13 protein-coding genes, 1 tRNA gene and 1 pseudogene are annotated in these 16,344 nt (G+C 56.9%); 7 read left to right on the forward strand and 8 right to left on the reverse strand.

All coding sequences use genetic code 11. The features are described from left to right. Positions 1-63 precede the first annotated feature (63 nt). The 3 genes from AC007G_RS13920 to AC007G_RS13930 all read left to right on the forward strand — a co-directional run bounded on the left by AC007G_RS13920 (position 64) and on the right by AC007G_RS13930 (position 2,971). The gene (locus tag AC007G_RS13920; protein ID WP_142630246.1) at positions 64-969 is read left to right on the forward strand and encodes an AraC family transcriptional regulator; all 906 of its coding nucleotides are present in this window, start codon (positions 64-66) and stop codon (positions 967-969) included. A 307-nt stretch (positions 970-1,276) separates the two neighbouring features. Next, the gene (gene nlpA / locus AC007G_RS13925) at positions 1,277-2,086 is read left to right on the forward strand and encodes a lipoprotein NlpA (protein WP_032690232.1); all 810 of its coding nucleotides are present in this window, start codon (positions 1,277-1,279) and stop codon (positions 2,084-2,086) included. 24 nt (positions 2,087-2,110) lie between these two features. Beyond that, entirely contained in the window at positions 2,111-2,971 is an 861-nt protein-coding gene (locus tag AC007G_RS13930; protein WP_032690233.1) for a DMT family transporter, read from the forward strand. On the opposite strand, the gene AC007G_RS13935 is transcribed toward AC007G_RS13930, so the two are convergent. Then, positions 2,963-3,517: an NUDIX domain-containing protein gene (locus tag AC007G_RS13935; RefSeq protein ID WP_032697025.1), complete on the reverse strand. Its 555-nt coding sequence runs from the start codon at positions 3,515-3,517 to the stop codon at positions 2,963-2,965. The two genes, AC007G_RS13930 and AC007G_RS13935, sit on opposite strands and share 9 nt — an antisense overlap. 168 nt (positions 3,518-3,685) lie before the next feature. On the opposite strand from AC007G_RS13935, the gene AC007G_RS13940 reads away from it, so the two are divergent. Together AC007G_RS13940 and AC007G_RS13945 are read left to right on the forward strand one after the other, a co-directional pair. Further along, positions 3,686-4,465: an MBL fold metallo-hydrolase gene (locus AC007G_RS13940; protein WP_032698524.1), complete on the forward strand. Its 780-nt coding sequence runs from the start codon at positions 3,686-3,688 to the stop codon at positions 4,463-4,465. A 26-nt stretch (positions 4,466-4,491) separates the two neighbouring features. Further along, complete coding sequence (locus tag AC007G_RS13945; protein WP_142630318.1) at positions 4,492-5,445, forward strand: GlxA family transcriptional regulator; 954 nt, start codon at positions 4,492-4,494, stop codon at positions 5,443-5,445. Here AC007G_RS13945 and AC007G_RS13950 read toward each other — a convergent pair. The 3 genes from AC007G_RS13950 to AC007G_RS13960 all read right to left on the reverse strand — a co-directional run bounded on the left by AC007G_RS13950 (position 5,442) and on the right by AC007G_RS13960 (position 8,013). Then, the gene (locus AC007G_RS13950) at positions 5,442-6,491 is read right to left on the reverse strand and encodes an NAD(P)-dependent alcohol dehydrogenase (RefSeq protein WP_032690237.1); all 1,050 of its coding nucleotides are present in this window, start codon (positions 6,489-6,491) and stop codon (positions 5,442-5,444) included. The two genes, AC007G_RS13945 and AC007G_RS13950, sit on opposite strands and share 4 nt — an antisense overlap. Before the next feature lie 213 nt (positions 6,492-6,704). Next, the gene (locus tag AC007G_RS13955; protein ID WP_032690238.1) at positions 6,705-7,004 is read right to left on the reverse strand and encodes a putative quinol monooxygenase; all 300 of its coding nucleotides are present in this window, start codon (positions 7,002-7,004) and stop codon (positions 6,705-6,707) included. Between the two features lies 1 nt (position 7,005). Further along, complete coding sequence (locus AC007G_RS13960; RefSeq protein WP_032697022.1) at positions 7,006-8,013, reverse strand: zinc-binding alcohol dehydrogenase family protein; 1,008 nt, start codon at positions 8,011-8,013, stop codon at positions 7,006-7,008. A gap of 552 nt (positions 8,014-8,565) precedes the next feature. Between AC007G_RS13960 and AC007G_RS13965 the strand changes: the two genes are divergently transcribed. Continuing rightward, on the forward strand, positions 8,566-9,762 hold the full coding sequence (locus AC007G_RS13965; RefSeq protein WP_142630248.1) for a hypothetical protein: 1,197 nt from the start codon (positions 8,566-8,568) through the stop codon (positions 9,760-9,762). 201 nt (positions 9,763-9,963) lie between these two features. Here AC007G_RS13965 and AC007G_RS13970 read toward each other — a convergent pair. Then, positions 9,964-10,058: transfer RNA gene (locus AC007G_RS13970), tRNA-Sec, on the reverse strand. A gap of 337 nt (positions 10,059-10,395) precedes the next feature. Here AC007G_RS13970 and AC007G_RS13975 point away from each other — a divergent pair. Beyond that, entirely contained in the window at positions 10,396-11,127 is a 732-nt protein-coding gene (locus tag AC007G_RS13975) for a MurR/RpiR family transcriptional regulator (protein ID WP_032697020.1), read from the forward strand. A gap of 148 nt (positions 11,128-11,275) precedes the next feature. On the opposite strand, the gene AC007G_RS13980 is transcribed toward AC007G_RS13975, so the two are convergent. The 3 genes and pseudogenes from AC007G_RS13980 to AC007G_RS13990 all read right to left on the reverse strand — a co-directional run bounded on the left by AC007G_RS13980 (position 11,276) and on the right by AC007G_RS13990 (position 16,184). After that, complete coding sequence (locus AC007G_RS13980; RefSeq protein ID WP_032690242.1) at positions 11,276-12,655, reverse strand: family 4 glycosyl hydrolase; 1,380 nt, start codon at positions 12,653-12,655, stop codon at positions 11,276-11,278. A gap of 13 nt (positions 12,656-12,668) precedes the next feature. Next, positions 12,669-14,228 carry a PTS transporter subunit EIIC gene (locus AC007G_RS13985; RefSeq protein WP_046853325.1) on the reverse strand — a complete coding sequence of 520 codons (1,560 nt, stop codon included), beginning with the start codon at positions 14,226-14,228 and terminating at the stop codon, positions 12,669-12,671. Between the two features lie 240 nt (positions 14,229-14,468). Further along, positions 14,469-16,184 (reverse strand): annotated as a pseudogene (locus tag AC007G_RS13990) (AsmA family protein). Positions 16,185-16,344 lie beyond the last annotated feature (160 nt).

The following is a 16,344-nucleotide window of genomic DNA, read 5'->3' on the forward strand; positions in this document are numbered from 1 at the left end:
CAGGCGGCGTGCTAGACTGAGGCTCTTCGTCTCATTTTTTTGTCTTATCGTCTCAGGAGTGGCATGGACAGTCTCAGTCATCTGTTGGCGCTGCTGGCGCCGCGCTGCGAAGTGAATCTGCACTGCCGGTTTGGCGGTCGCTGGCAGGCCGGGCATGAGCAGATGCGCAGCGGCGTGGTGCCCTGGCATTTTGTGTTGCGTGGCGAGGGGCGGCTGACGGTCGGCAGGCAAACCCGGCAGATGCGGGCGGGCGATGTCATCTTGCTCCCGCACGGCTCGCCGCATCTGATGGAAAGTCTGGTGGAGTGGGGGCAGATTCTGCCCGTCGCCCACCGCTTTAACGGGACCCTGACCGAGGTCCGAACCGCTACCGACCACGATGCGCTGGAGATGCTGTGCGGCGAATTTTACTTCGGCCCGCACGTCAGCTGGTTATTTGCGAAACCGGCTGACTTGATTCATCTGCACACCGATGAGCGGGCGGAGTGCCCGGAGCTGGAGCTGCTGCTTAACGTGCTGGTACGGGAGAGCCTGATGGCGCGCCCCGGCGGCGGGGCTATCGTGCGTAGCCTCGGCGACACGCTGCTGGTTTTGTTGCTGCGTACGCTACTGGGCAGCGAAGCGCCGCCGGAAGGGCTGCTGCGGCTGATGAGCGATGAACGGCTGATGCCCGCTGTTTTCGCGGTGCTGGAGACGCCGGAGCAGCCCTGGACGCTGGAGAGCATGGCCGCCCGCGCTTTTTTATCGCGCGCGACCTTCGCCCGGCACTTTGCCCGTGCTTATCACCTCACGCCGCAGGCCTGGCTTTCGCAGCTGCGGATGGCGATGGCTGCGCGCCTGCTGCGCGTGGAGCGGCAGACCAACCTTGATGTGATTGCCGGGCGCTGTGGGTTTCAGTCGCAGGCCTCGTTCTCGAAGGCGTTTAAAAAACTGTATGGCGTGACGCCTGGGGAGTGGCGGCGTCGGTAAGCGGCTGTGTCGTCGAGGCTGGTCGTGACGGCCGGTGCTGCAGCGGCGTAAACACAGCATTGTCGTCCGGTTTCCGGTTGTGACGCACGGGCCAGCATCCGCCGTATCATTACCAAACCGGAGGAATTATGGATTTCGCACAACAACAGCAACAGGCGACGCCTGGGCTGCTGGCGCATGAAGCCAAACACCGGTAGATGATTTTATTTCCGGTTGTTGTTTTTGCAGTTTAAAACCTGACCATAAAGTCGTTATAGTTTCGGACGAAAAATAATAACGACTTCTATGGACTGACAGGGTAAAAATGATGAAATTGCGTTTACGGACAGCCGCCGCCGTGGTGCTGGCGGGTCTGCTGCTGGCAGGCTGCGACCAGAAAGGCAGCGATGCGAAACACATTAAAGTCGGCGTCATCAACGGCGCGGAACAGGATGTAGCGGAAGTGGCTAAAAAGGTCGCCAAAGAGAAATATGGTCTGGATGTCGAGCTGGTGGGCTTTAGCGGTTCGCTTCTGCCTAACGAAGCGACGAACGCCGGCGATCTGGATGCTAACGTCTTCCAGCACCGGCCGTTCCTGGCGCAGGATAATAAAGCGCACGGCTACCATCTGGTGGCGGTCGGCAACACCTTCGTGTTTCCGATGGCGGGCTACTCACGCAAAATAAAATCAGTGGCCGATCTGCAAGACGGGGCGACTATCGCCATTCCGAACGATCCCACCAACCTGGGCCGCGCGTTACTGCTGTTGCAAAAAGAGCAGCTGATTACCCTGAAGGCAGGGACTGGCCTGCTGCCTACGGCGGTCGATATCACCGCCAACCCGCGTCACCTGAACATTATGGAGCTGGAAGGGGCGCAGCTGCCGCGCGTGCTGGACGACCCGAAAGTGGATGTGGCGATTATCAGCACCACTTATCTTCAGCAGACCGGTCTCTCGCCGGTGCATGACGGGATTTTTATTGAAGATAAAAACTCGCCGTACGTGAATATCATCGTGGCCCGCGAAGAGAATAAAGACGCGGAAAACGTGAAGGAATTTATGCAGTCCTATCAGTCGCCGGAAGTGGCAAAGGCGGCAGAGACTATCTTTAACGGTGGTGCGGTTCCCGGCTGGTAATCGTCAACACAAGGAGAGGTGAATATGGTCCGGCAGCGTCAGGCGGATTTACTGCTGGTAGCCGCTACGGTTATCGCCGCATGTGGGTGGATATTTTCTCGCGAAGCCATCGCCGGAATGCCGGTTTTCGCCTTTCTCGGGCTGCGTTTCTTTTTTGCGGCGCTGCTGCTGCTGCCGTTTTGTCGCGGCTTTCACGTTGAGAGGCGACACTGGCGGCAGATGACGATCGGCGGGCTGTGGTTTGCGCTGAACCTGTGTCTGTGGATCTACTCGGTCTCGACCACCGCCTCGCTGGGCGAGGGGGCGTTTATCATGAGCCTGTCGATGCTGTTTGTGCCGCTCACCGCATGGGTGATGATGAAAACACGCCCGGCCCGGGCATACTGGGAGTGCCTGCCGGTCGCGATCGTCGGCCTCGGGCTGCTCAGTCTGCATATGCCGATTGCCTTCCACCCTAGCCAGGGCTGGTTTCTGCTGACCGCGCTGGTGCAGTCGATCTGGTTTTGCTACACCAGCCGCTGCGCCCGCGATGTGCCCCTGATCCCGCTGACCACCGTGCAACTGGCGATTACCGGGGTCGTTGGGCTGGGGATCTCCGCCGCTGTCGAAACCTGGGACCAGCCGTTCACGCTGCCCACTTTCGGCTGGCTGCTGGCCAGTATTGTTATCGCCACCAGTCTGCGTTTCGGCCTGCAAATGAAGGGGCAGAAGTACGCGGCGGTGGCGAGCGCTGCGATTATCATGGTGCTGGAGCCGCTGTTGACGGTCATTGCCGCCGCGTTGTGGTACGGCGAACAGCTGCCGTTGCAAAAGATTATTGGCGGTATGCTGATCCTGGTGGCGCAGCTGTGGTTCCGCTGGCGGATGCTCAGACCGTTACGCTAAACCGTTATGCTGCTGCGCCATCAGATGCAGCAGCGGCACCAGCGACAGCCCGTCAGGCATCTCGCCGCGGGCGATCAGCTGGCTGATTTCGGCGAAGGTAAACCAGCCTGTTTCCATCACCTCATCCTGATCCTCATCCATTCCGACATACGTCAGATCGCGCGCAAGCCAGGTGATAAACAGCTGGTCGCTGCTGCCGTAAGAGGGGTTGTAGCGGATAATTTCGGTGGCCTGTTTCGCCTGATAGCCGGTCTCTTCCCGTAGCTCGCGCAGGGCCGCCGCGCGCGGCTCTTCCCCTTCATCAATACCGCCGGACGGAATAGCCCATACCACCTTATCGATCAGATACCGATAGTGGCGGATCAGCAGCACTTTGTCCTGCTGCATGGCGACAATCCCCACCGCCGGACGCGGGTAATGGACAGAGTAAAAATCGCGGCGCTCGGCGTCGGTGACATCGATGGCCACTTTACGCATGCTGAACCACGGAGTTTGCGCAATCACTTCGGCGTCGTGCATATCGGCGGCGCTTAGTCTCTTTTTCATCGTAGCCACTTCCTCAGAAAACCAGTGTTCAGGACACCATAGCCTGGGGCGGATGGCAACCGCAGAAAGTTGGCCCAATCTCATCGAACATTGCCCAAATGCCCATATTGCGCCAGGCTGGTGGGACGTACGATGTTCGCCAGATAACCGCGAAGAGGAGTGAACATCATGAAAATGACCCAGATCCGTAACTCAACTCAGCTTATTGAATATGCAGGGAAAAAGTTCCTGATTGACCCGATGCTGGCGGATCGTGGCGCCTGGCCGGGATTCCCGGGCACCGCCCGCGCAGCGCTGCGTAATCCGTTGGTCGGGCTACCTTTTTCCCTGAAAACTATCATTGATGTCGATGCGGCGATCGTCACCCATACGCATGATGATCATTGGGATGAGGCGGCGATCGCCGCGATCCCGAAAACGCTGCCGGTTTTTGTGCAGCATGACGGTGATGCCGGGCTGCTGCGTGGACAGGGATTTCAGGATGTCCGTCTGCTGTCGGAAGAGAGCGAGTTTGCCGGCGTCCGCTTACAGAAAACCACCTCCGGGCAGCATGGTAGCGACCGCACCTATGCCGTACCGGCTATGGCGGAGCGGCTGGGCGAAGCCTGCGGCGTGGTGTTTCGCCATCCGCAGGAGAAGACGCTGTGGCTGGTCGGCGATACCATCTGGCGTCCTGAAATTGCGGCCGACATGCTACGGCTACGTCCCGATGTCGTGGTACTGAATGCCGGGTACGCGCACGTGATTGGATTCGGGCCGATTATCATGGGCAAAGAAGATGTGCTGAAAACCCATTTCACCCTGCCAGAGGCGAAAATTGTCGCCATCCATCTTGAGGCGGTTAATCACTGCCTGCTGAGCCGCGAGGAGCTGCGCGAATACGTGGCGGATAATCAGATTGCCGATTCTGTCAGCATCCCGCAGGATGGGGAAAGTATGATCTTTTAAGCCCGCCGCGGGGAACGGAGAGGATGATGAAATTAACCGATGTCGCGATTGTTGCCGTGGACGGGTTCAGCCCTTTTCACTACTCGGTTCCCTGCATATTGTTTGGCGATAGCGTCTCGGAAACGAAACGCTTTAACCTGCAGATTTGCGCCGAACGGCCGGGATTGTTGACCGCGCGCGACGGTTTTGCGCTCAACGCCAGCGCAGATTTCACCGCCCTTGAGCAGGCCGATATCGTGGTGGTGCCTTACTGGGGAGCGGTGCATCAGCGTCCGCCCCAGTCGCTGCTGGATAGCCTGGTACGGGCAAGGGAGAACGGCGCTGAAATCGTCGGGCTGTGCCTCGGTGCCTTTGTTCTCGGCTATGCCGGGCTGCTGGACGGCAAACGGGCGGCGACCCACTGGGAGTTTGAGCAGGCATTTCAGCAGCAGTTTCCCGAGGTGCGGCTGGATATCAACGCGCTGTACGTTGATGACCAGCGGATCATTACTTCAGCGGGCACCGCGGCGGCGCTCGACTGCTGTCTGTATATCATTCGCCAGCGTTTCGGCAGCCTCGCGGCGAATCAGATCGCCCGGCGTATGATCGTGCCGCCCCATCGTGAAGGGGGCCAGGCGCAGTTTATCGCCCAGCCGGTACCGAAAAATACCCGCGACGCGCGGATTAACGGCCTGCTGGAGTATCTCCAGCAGCATATCGCCGAGCCGCACAACCTCGACTCGCTGGCGCAGGTGGTGGCGATGAGCCGCCGTACGCTGACTCGTCACTTTACCCGGGCTACCGGCATGAGCATTGCCGACTGGCTGACCATTGAACGTCTACGGCGCAGTCAGCTCCTGCTCGAGGAGGGGAATATGCCCGTCGAGCAGGTGGCGGAGAGCGTTGGATTCCGCTCCGCCGTGACCTGGCGCCAGCAGTTTAAATCCCGCTTTGGCGTCAGCCCGGCGGAGTGGCGGCGCACCTTTCGCCGCGGCATTTAGCCGGCGAGCGTCGCGCTGTCGATCACGAAGCGATATTTGACATCGCCTTTGACCATCCGCTCCCAGGCTTCGTTGATCTGATCGCCGCGAATCAGCTCAATATCGGCGACGATGCCGTGTTCGGCGCAGAAATCGAGCATCTCCTGGGTTTCCGGGATCCCGCCAATCATCGAACCGGCAATCGCACGACGGCGAAATATCAGATTAAACACTTCCGGCGAAGGATGCGGGCTGGCCGGCGCGCCGACCAGGGTCAGGGTGCCATCGCGTTTGAGCAAGGTGGTGAAGGCATCAAGGTTGTGCGGTGCCGCCACGGTGTTGAGGATGAAATCGAAGCTTTTCACGTGGGCGGCCATTTCGTCCTCGTTGCGTGAGACAACCACCTCATCCGCGCCCAGCGCTTTTGCCGCTTCCCGCTTCGATTCTGAGGTGGTAAAGGCCACCACGTGGGCGCCCATGGCGTGGGCCAACTTAATTCCCATATGTCCCAACCCGCCAATACCTACGATGCCGACTTTTTTTCCCGGCCCGACGTTCCAGTGGCGCAGCGGAGAGTACGTGGTGATCCCCGCGCAGAGCAGCGGCGCCACGGCGGCAAGTTGGGCTTTCGGATGGCGCACGTGCAGCACGTAGCGTTCGTGCACCACAATCTGCTGCGAATAACCGCCGAGAGTGTGTCCGGGCGCGTCTGCCGTGGGGCCGTTGTAGGTGAGAATCATATGGTCGCAGTAGTTTTCCAGCCCTGCTTCGCACTCTTCACACTGTTGACAGCTGTCGACCATACAACCGACGCCGACCAGATCTCCCACGTTGAATCCCGAGACCTGATTGCCGATGGCGGTCACCTGGCCGACGATTTCATGTCCCGGCACGCAAGGATAGAGCGTACCGGCCCATTCAGATCGCGCCTGATGAAGGTCGGAGTGGCAGACGCCGCAGTAATCGATGGCGATCTGTACATCGTGGGGGCCCGGGTCGCGGCGGGAGATAGCCATCGATTTCAGCGGTTGGGTGGCGGAGTACGTACCAATAGCATTGATCTGCATAGCGAAACCTCTTTCTGAATGAACGTGCTGGATGATTCGGAGGGGATGACTTGCTTTTTGGCGGCAACGGTAAGCGTAGCCTGGTCAGCGCGGGGCGTGGGGCGATTAGCTCAGAGTGTTAAACAGACAAAGGGAAAAAGACGGGATAAAAGCGGAAAGGGGCAAAAAGAGGCGGGTTCCCTGCCAGGCAGGGAACCCGCAGCGTTGAGGCGATTATTCAACCGGCGTCAGATAATCCAGGCGCAGCGGCTCAGCCAGCAGGCTGTCCATTTGCGCGATAAAGGCCTGAAAATGTGGCAGAGCGATGTGTGCCTCCAGCGCCGCCGGGTCACGCCACGACTCGCGCATGTAGAAGGTGTCCGGCGCATCGCGCAGTTGAAACAGGGCATAATCCAGATTACCCGCTTCCTGACGGGTCGGCTGTAACAGCGCTTTCAGCGCCTGCCGCAGAGCGGCCGTTTGCCCCGGTTTGGCCTTCAGAACCGCAATGACAGATACCGTGTCGTTCGTCATCCTAAAACCCTTCCAGCACGATTTTGCCAACCGCGCGTCCGGTTTCCAGCTGAGTGTGCGCTTTCTGCAGGTTGCTGGCGTTGATTGGACCGTAATGCTCGCCGAGGGTAGTTTTGAGGGTCTTATCGTCAATCAGGGCCGCCACCCGGGTCAGCAGCTGATGCTGGGCCAGCATATCCGGCGTTTCAAACATCGAACGGGTGAACATAAACTCCCAATGCAGCGAAAGGCTTTTGGCCTTCAGCGGGCGGGCGTCGAGGGTTTGCGGATCGTCAATCAACGCCAGCTTGCCTTGCGGGGCGAGAGCCGCAATCAGCTGCGCGTAATGTTGCTCAGTATTGTTGAGGCTGGCGACGTGCGTCACGGCGTTGACTCCAATCCGCGCCAGCTCTTCACTGAGCGGCTTGCTGTGATCGATAACGTGGTGCGCCCCGGCATCAAGCACCCATTTCTGGCTTTCCGGGCGCGAAGCGGTGCCGATGATCGTCATACGCGTCAGTTTGCGCGCCAGCTGCGTGAGAATGGAGCCGACGCCACCCGCCGCGCCGACAATCAGCAGCGCGTCCCCGGCGTTGCCGCCTTCCTGCACGCCAAGACGATCGAACAACAATTCCCATGCGGTGATGGCGGTCAGCGGCAGGGCGGCGGCAGAGGCGTTATCCAGCGAACGCGGCTTCAGGGCGACGATCCGTTCGTCGACGAGCTGAAACTCGCTATTACTTCCCGCGCGCCCCAGCGCACCGGCATACCAGACTTCATCGCCCGGCGCGAACAGGGTGACCGCCTCGCCGACCGATTTTACGACGCCAACCGCATCCCAGCCCAGCACGCGCGGGGTATCGCCGGTAAATCCGGCGCGCACTTTGGTATCCACCGGATTCACGGAAATCGCCTTCACTTCGATGAGCAGGTCATGCCCCGCAGCAACCGGAACCGGTAGCTCGATGGCGCTTAAAAATGGGATGTTACTGCCTTCAGTAGCGGCGCGGGTAATGGCAATCGCTTTCATACACTCTCCGGTTTTAAATGGGGTTTCTGTGGGAATCCATTAATGGTAGACCCCTGGCGGGGAGGGAAAAACGGGGCCCGGGCGATAAGAGTTATATTGAAAAGCTGAAAATCAGCTCCGGGGATAAGCGTCGCGCTATCCGACGCAGATCCCTCAGCGCGGATACGCTGACTTCGCCGGTGGCACGGCGCCAATGCAGAGACTCCCGGGAGGAATATCGCTAAACGATCGCTCCGGGGAATGTGGTTTGTACTTCGCTAATTATGTTTCATATTTGAGAATGTTTTTGTTCCTGTACCACAAATATGAATATCTTCCGCAGGGAATAATAATATTGCGTTATCGCTCAAGGTTTATGCCTTGACTCCTGGCATCCTGCGTGCGATTTTCCCTCTATCAAATAATAAACAGAGTTTCATATCTGGAACGAAAATATAAAAATCTTGCTATTTAATCGATAGTTTCACTGCTGAGACAAAAATAAATAAAAACGCCGATATTAAGCGGCGAGGCTTTTTATCGCTTATTAAAATATAAAGTGAGGGATGTGCTATGCGTAAATTAGTTCTTTCGCTGCTGCTGGTCGCCAGCGCCAACGGGCTGGCACAGGCGGACGACGGCAAGCCTTTTCCGCATATCGGCTGGCGCAGCGCGGACAATCTCGCTGGTCTGGATTTCGGCGGCGCGCTGCGGGCCAATTACCGCTATGAAGACTGGAAGGGCAGTAATTATCGTAACCCGCCGCATCTGCGTTTTGATACCTTTCGTATCGACAGCAGCGGTTTTTATAATCATTATTTCTTTGATGCCGGATTCTGGTTCCAGGATCATCGTAAATACGCCGTCGACCGCGCCTATGTAGGATATCGCGTTGATGGTAATAATAATATTCAGCTGGGCATTCCCGGCAAACCTTTCGGTTTGCAGCCCTATCCGCAATTTGGCTGGTCGTACGGCATACCGTTTTATTTAGGTTTTGGCGTCAGCGCCGGCAGCGGCATCAACTATCAATATCACGATAATAACTGGTCGCTGGATGTGGCTTATTTTCCGTGGATGGAGCCGGAGAATTTACGCTACGCGCCGGATGTCGGCGATTACGATCGTCTGAAAAACACGATTTATCCTACCCAGCATCAGCAGCATAATGAAAAGCGCGATCAGGTTAATGTGCGTATCGCGCGCAATTTTCACGGCGGCGGCTGGAGTAACGAGCTGGGCGGCTCGCTGGCGCTGGCGCGCCTGCACAACCGCGAGACTGACGACGACGGTACTTTCTGGGCGGCGGGAGTACACGGCATGCTGCATAACGGGCCGTGGCAGCTCACCTCGCAGCTGATTCGCTACCAGTACGATCCGAAGAACCCGGCGGGGGTCAGCGACGATACGATTCTGATGGGCGGCAACGGCCTGACTCCGGACTACCTGATCCCGGCTAAAGCGACCACCGCATCGCTCAACCTTGCCCGCGACGTCGATGTGAAGTGGGGGACAGTCTCGAAGCTGCGTTTCTACAATGACTACAGCGTACTGTGGAAAGACAAAAGCGGCTGGCAGGATTCGCAGATGAACACCCTCGGCGTGCAGGTCTTCGCGCTACCGGTGATGTTCTGGGTCGATCTCAGCTGGGCGAAGAACGTCAATCCGTGGGGCGGCGCGCTGAACTCTACCGGCTGGACCAGCACTCAGTCCGAGGGCAGCGGTAAATGGTATTTCCGCACTAACGTTAATATTGGTTATTACTTCTGATGAGGGGAACTGGCTTCTCAAAAGCCCCCGCTTCGCACAGCCATCCTGCTAAGAAGTCTGCCGGTTGCCAGAAGATGCAAGCAACATGAAGCCGGTTATTCCTGATGATATTCGGGGTCTGGATCAACATGAGTTGGCCTGAGGATGACACCGCGGATTGGTATGGTTTATTGCATATGGGGAAGTTCAGAGGTAGCAAACTGGCGGAAGATCACAGGAGTTGAACCTGCCCGGGACCGCTGGCGGCCCCAACTGGATTTGAAGTCCAGCCACCTCACCGGAGATGACGATCTTCCGCGCCTCGATTGCTACATGGAGGCGGGGCGCATTATAGCTACTTTCAGGCATTTACCACATACCTGAACGCACTTTTTTACTGTTAAAACTGGACTTTACAGAACAGTCTGACACAAACCCTCGTAAAATCCGCGGGTTACACTTTTATATTTTTTCTGCGAGGGCGATCTGGCAGGAAAAAACGACGCTAGAGAGATACGCGGCCGCCTCCATGCGTCTCAGTCAGCGTGGCGCATGCATGCTATGTCGCTATTCGCTCTTTCCTGCCAGTGAGTTCCCCCACAGACACCTTTGCCGTTTGGTGATAGCGTAATCTGCCGCTGAGAGGAGCCCGCAATGGACTTAGAAAATATCTTTCGTGACGTCAAGCTGAGCAAAACGGAAATGACCGTGCTGCGCTTTATCCAGAATGACCCTGAACAGTGTGTGCGGGAAGGCATCCGCAGCGTCGCTGAGCGCTGCTATAGCAACCCCTCCTCGCTGGTGCGGCTGGCGAAGAAACTGAAGTTCAGCGGCTGGCTGGAGCTGGTCTATTTTATTAAATTCAATATCACCATGCCGAAACTCGATGTCACCAACGACATCGACTATATGAGTATTCAGCCGACAGAGCGGCTGACGCCGCTGCTGGAAAGCCTGCAGCATCAGCGGATCCTGATCCACGGCAGCGGCTTTTCGCAGCTGATTGCGCAATATATTTATAATAAGTTCCTGGTGACCGGCGTGAACGCCAGCCTCGCGCTATGGCCGGATTACGAAATCCTGGAGCAAAAAAATGCGGCGAAATTCGACTCCATCTGGATCGTCTCAAAATCCGGGCGCAGCAGCTCGGCTCTGAACTGGGTGAAGGCGCTGGAAGGCAAGGCGATTAATCTGGTGTGCTTTACCGGCGATTATCAAAGTCCGCTGGCGCAGGCGGCGGATACCGCATTCATTATTCATGACCCGCAGAAGTTCGACGATGATATTTACTGGAGCAACCCGTTTTTCGGTTACTGCATACTCGGGTTTGAGCGGCTGCTGAAGATGTGGTTTATACAGACGGAGAACCCTGGAGGCGGCGTTTGACGCGCCTGTCAGGGCGATAAAATGACAACTTACGCGTTCCCGGGTTGTGGCTTAGACGCCTGACCCGGGCTACAAAACCGGCCAATCATGCCTTATCCGGTAGCCCGGATAAGGCGTTAGCCGCTATCCGGGGGATTGAGCCGGGCGTTTATTGCCAGTCGGCGAACTGCGCGTCGTCGAGATAGGCCTCGACCAGGGTTTTGGCCAGCGAAAAAGAGCCGATTAGCGGGTGTGCCATTAATGCGCGTATCGCCAGGGATTTATCGCGCTGCAAAATGGCCGCCACTGCCAGCCGCTCATACTCTTTCACGCTGGCAATCATGTTTCTCTGCGCCGTGGGCACGTGCGCTGGCGTCACCGGTTTTAAGCCATCTTTGCTCAGGTCGCAGCTGATCTCAATCACATCGTCAGGACGCAAGAAATCGAGAGTGCCGTTATTGGGTATGGAGACCACGATTCGTTTGGTGGTGCGGCTGTTGACCGCCTCCAGAATGTCCAGCGCCACCCCGGCGTAGCCGCCGGTATCCGGCTCCTCGATAAACTGGCGCAGGGTTAACGGTTCGCGGGTATGGAATTTCTCCTGCTGCGACTCGTTCTGCATATAGCTATTTTCCCGGCGCAGGTAGTGCGTCATCCACAGAGAAAATGCCGCCTGCGGATCGGCTTTCACATCAATGCCGCGCAGCGCGTCCCGCATATCGCGATTGATACGGGCAATCTGCTCGCCGCGCGTTTCGTCCGCCTCTTGAATCGCTTTTAAGGCTACCTCGCGATAATAGTAATAATAGAGGTACTCGTTGAGTAATTGCTTATCACACAGCTGAACCAGCTCCGGCGAGAAATACTGCATCGCCGTTTTACGGTATAAATCCGGGCTGGCGATCAGGCGTTCGGTCACCTCTTCCCCGCGTACGGTGATGTGGGTAAACCAGGAGAAATGGTTCAGCCCGTAGCACTCGACGCTGAGATCGCGCTCGTCGCAGCCGAGAATCTCGGGCAGTTCGCGAATCAGCTCCGACGGCGCATCGCAAATGCCATATACGCGACGTTTAAAGCCGGACTTGATGATCGCCTCGGTGACCAGCCCCGATGGGTTGGTAAAGTTAAACAGGATCGCATCCTCGGCGGCATGCTCTTCGATCAGGCGACAGTAGTTGAGGATTGCCGGGATCGAACGCATCGCCATGGCAAAGCCGCCCGCACCGGTGGTCTCCTGGCCTAAGGTATTATGCTCAAGCGCAATACGCTCATCGCGAATACGGCTCTCATCGCCGCCCACCCGCAGGGTAGTAATCACATAATTTGTGCCTTTCAGCGCGGCGACCGGATCGCTGGTCGTACTGAACGCAATATCCGGACGAATCGTATTAAACACGTAGCGGGCAATTTCACCAAACAGGGCCAGATTATCTTCCGAGCTGTCCAGAAATACCACTTCCGTTAAACCTATGCGGTGGGCGTTATAAGCCAGAGATTTCGCCAAAAATGCAGAGCGAACGCCGCCCCCGCCTAATACGGTTAATTTCATACATCACTCCCAATTAATTTTCTGCCAGCCAGCTATCAACCCGGGAACGTACCTGTCCCACTTTGACGCCATAAATAACCTGAACTTCGTTACGATTTCGTACGACGCCATTGGCACCGGTACTTTTCAATATGAGATCATCAACCAAATCCATATTTTTAATTACCACCCGCAGGCGAGTGAAACAGTTGTCGACCGAAATAATATTTTCTTTGCCGCCGAGGCCACTAATAATCTCATCGGTCACCGACTGCGGATTACCGACCTTTTTACGATAATCAGCTTTGCTGTAGAGCTTCACGTTATCGTCGTCTTCACGGCCCGGCGTTTTTAAATTCAGCTTCACTACCAGGGTGCGGAAAATAACGTAATAAACGGCGAACTGACCGATACCGATAAGAACATACCCAGGCCAGCGCGTTAATGAGACCGGCAGCGGCAGGTTATAAATCAGGAATTCGATAAGCCCGGATGCGCCCCACGGCCGAACGGTAAAGATGTCACAAATCGCCTGTGACGCGGCGGTCAGGGTGGCGTGAATCACCCAGAGCAGCGGCGACACGAACAGGAAGGTGAACTCAATCGGCTCCGTAATACCGGTGAGCATTGAGGTAATAATGGCGGGCAGCAGAATCGCTTTAGCCATCATTTTTTTCTCCGGTTTCGCCGTGTGATAAAAGGCCAGCGATGCGCCAGCGAGGCCGAAAATCGTGGTCATCCCCTGCTGTGAGAAACGGAGCGCATCGTTCATGACCGGGGTCAGATCCGGGTGGCGCATATAGGCGAGGAAAATCGCCTGGGTACCGGAAACCACCTGTCCGTCAACGTTTAGCGTACCGCCGATTTGCGTGAGCTGGAACGGCGACCAGACGAAATGGTGCAGGCCGGTGGGGATAAGGAATTTTTCAAAGAAGCCATAAACGAAAACCCCCGCCACGCCGGCGTTTTTCATAAATCCGGTTAACGCCCCGATACCGTGGGTCATAAACGGCCAGATCCAGGTGAAGGCGATGGCATAGAAAATCACCACCGGGGTCATGGCTACCAGGGTCAGCTTGGCGCCGCCGTACATGGACAGCGCGCCGGGCAGTTCGATGTTCGAGACTTTGTTATGCACCCAGGCGATGGTGCAGCCGAGGATAATGCCGAGGAACACCCCCATATCGACGACCACAAAACCGAGCAGTTGTGTCTGACCGGTGCCGTAGTATTCGCCATTAATTTTTTCGGCGATGCCGTGGATATGTTCCAGCCACGAATGGTTAGCGCCCAGAAACATAATAAAACACATCACTGAAACCAGGGCGACTTCTGTTTTTTTATCTTTCGCCAGCCCATAACTAATACCGACGCAAAAAAGTAATCCAAGATTGCCAAACAGCGGCCAGAACGTATCGCCGAGTAATTGTCCTGACTGATGTAAAAAACTGGTTTCAGAAATTAATGTAGGGTTGGTTAAGACAGAACTGAGTGCCAGAATCAGGCCAATGACGGGCAAGAACAGGACTGCACCGATCATTGCTCTGGAGAATTTTTGCATATTCTCCAGAATACGTTGACGTATTGCGGACATAGTCGTTCCTTTATTTTTATATTTACATAGGGTTTTTAATTTTTATCTCTACTTCCAGTATTTTGTTTATAGCAATTCCGATCTTTGAAAGAAACAGGTTGCGGGAAATAGGTACAGGTAGCCGCAAAATGCACACAGGTTTCGCTGACGAGAAAGGCGTGCCCGAGGGAGTGGAAGAGGGATCGATGGACGAAGACCAGAGCGGGACCCTCTCTCCGGCGGAGAGAGGGCGGAGGGCGATTACGGTGCTGGCGGGGGAGCGATCGGCTGAGCCGGCTCGCTGTTTAGCTGGCCGTTGCGCATCACTTGCGCAACCTGCTGTTTCTCCATATTCACCGCGCTGAGCTGGCCGTTAACCGTCGGTTTCAGCGGCGCATCGGCCTGCACGCTGCCGCTGGCGGTCAACTGGAAATTACCGTCGCCGGAAACCGGCAGGGCGGGCCAGCCCCAGGCCTGCAGAATATTCAGCGGTACGCCGCGACCGTTCAGACTGAGCGTGACCTGGCGCTGGGGAAGCTGCGAGACGGCCGCCGTGGCCTGCAGGATACCGCGCTCGGTAAAGGCGCTTAGCTCGGTGATGTTGAGCGTTGAGGCATTGGCGTTAAGCTTCAGCGATGGCCGGCGAACGTCGATGCGATTAAAGGTTGCGGCGGCGGCGTTCAGCGTTGCGCTGCCGCTCCACACGCCTCAGCGATGGTCTTTCACCAGCTGCAGTTCGCCGCCGTAGCCGTCAAGGGCGGTGATCTGCCATGGGAATGCGGGATCGATATCGATAACCAGATTGCGGCTGGCGCTGAATTTCTTCAGCGTCAGGTTTTCCAGCCACGTGGGCAGCGACTCCATCCACAGCTGTTTCCAGTTAGCGGGGAGGGTATATTCCAGCCCGGCAAAGGCGGTGTCGTCCAGCACCAGCGCGTTACCCGCGCGCAGCCAGTTGCCAGAAGTCCGTACCATCCCGCCTTCCCAGCGTGAGGTGAACTGGCGCAGCGCGATACCCTGTGGTGAAAATTCGGCATTGGCGATGGGATCAAGCAGATGCAGCGATCCGTTAATAAATTCGCTGGCGTTCATCGACAGGGTGCCGTCATCGCTTTGCCACCCGCCCTGGCTCAGGGTCAGGTTGCGTAGATTGAGGTCGAGATCGGTCACCGCCCAGTCTGGCCCCTGCAAACGGGCGTCGGTCATGTCGAGACGGCCAATGTGCAGTGAAGGGACGCTGGTCAGCGGGGTGAAGAATTCTGCCAGCGATTTATCGCTCTGCAGGCGAATTTCGTTGAGCTGCAGATTATCTACCAGCCAGCTGCCGTCGGCGTTGCGTTTGGCGTTGCCGGTCAGCGTCCCGCGCGCAATATCGGCGCCCAGCGTGGATAACGTTACTTCGCCATTATCAAGGCTTCCCTGGATCAGCACGTTACTGGCATCCACGCCGTTGAGGGTCAGCGAGCCTGCGCTCATCTGAATCTGTGCCTTTTTACCCAGCACATTGCCCGCTTCCGGCGCCCAGGGGCTGACGCCGCCGTCAACGCGCTGTGCGCTCAGCGCCCAGCCGGTTTCCGGGCTGTTAAACGCCATATTGCGCAACTGCAGACGGTCGGCGGCAAAGGGTAAAGAAGCGGAGGAGGGCGAGAGATTTAACGTCCCGTCGCTAAGCACAATCTCGTCGGCGTGCAGCGGATCGCTGAACTGGCGGGTGCTGAAGCCAATATCCACCGCTTTAGCGACCAGCGTCGGCGGTTTGCCGTCGCGTCCGAAAGTGACATTTTGCAGCTGCAGGTGAAGAGGGGAAGAGAAGCTGTGCTCCATCTCATCGAAGGAAACCTGCCAGCCGGTGCCATCGCTCAGCCAGGCGCTGGCCTGACGTGAACCCCAGTGGGTCTGGAGCAGGAAATAGAGGGCAATCGCCACCACCAGTAGGGCGATCGCGAGCCACAAAATCAGCTTTCCAATAAATTTCATGATCTTCCATCCTGAGAAGTGCACATAGGGCTGTTATGCACGATTTATGCGCAATCCTCAAGACAGGAGTTGTTTATTTGAATGACAGAGTGATGGGAGATACGTTTTATTCAGGCATACCCGGAGGGCGGTGTGAAGGCCTCATCCGGGATATTCCGCC

It is taken from the genome of Klebsiella sp. CSG-1, from assembly GCF_056521145.1.

Coding starts and splice junctions, on each gene's coding strand:
- AC007G_RS13920 (WP_142630246.1), top strand. CDS start 64: ATGGACAGTCTCAGTCATCTGTTGGCGCTGCTGGCGCCGCGCTGCGAA.
- nlpA (WP_032690232.1), top strand. CDS start 1,277: ATGAAATTGCGTTTACGGACAGCCGCCGCCGTGGTGCTGGCGGGTCTG.
- AC007G_RS13930 (WP_032690233.1), top strand. CDS start 2,111: ATGGTCCGGCAGCGTCAGGCGGATTTACTGCTGGTAGCCGCTACGGTT.
- AC007G_RS13935 (WP_032697025.1), bottom strand. CDS start 3,517: ATGAAAAAGAGACTAAGCGCCGCCGATATGCACGACGCCGAAGTGATT.
- AC007G_RS13940 (WP_032698524.1), top strand. CDS start 3,686: ATGAAAATGACCCAGATCCGTAACTCAACTCAGCTTATTGAATATGCA.
- AC007G_RS13945 (WP_142630318.1), top strand. CDS start 4,492: ATGAAATTAACCGATGTCGCGATTGTTGCCGTGGACGGGTTCAGCCCT.
- AC007G_RS13950 (WP_032690237.1), bottom strand. CDS start 6,491: ATGCAGATCAATGCTATTGGTACGTACTCCGCCACCCAACCGCTGAAA.
- AC007G_RS13955 (WP_032690238.1), bottom strand. CDS start 7,004: ATGACGAACGACACGGTATCTGTCATTGCGGTTCTGAAGGCCAAACCG.
- AC007G_RS13960 (WP_032697022.1), bottom strand. CDS start 8,013: ATGAAAGCGATTGCCATTACCCGCGCCGCTACTGAAGGCAGTAACATC.
- AC007G_RS13965 (WP_142630248.1), top strand. CDS start 8,566: ATGCGTAAATTAGTTCTTTCGCTGCTGCTGGTCGCCAGCGCCAACGGG.
- AC007G_RS13975 (WP_032697020.1), top strand. CDS start 10,396: ATGGACTTAGAAAATATCTTTCGTGACGTCAAGCTGAGCAAAACGGAA.
- AC007G_RS13980 (WP_032690242.1), bottom strand. CDS start 12,655: ATGAAATTAACCGTATTAGGCGGGGGCGGCGTTCGCTCTGCATTTTTG.
- AC007G_RS13985 (WP_046853325.1), bottom strand. CDS start 14,228: ATGTCCGCAATACGTCAACGTATTCTGGAGAATATGCAAAAATTCTCC.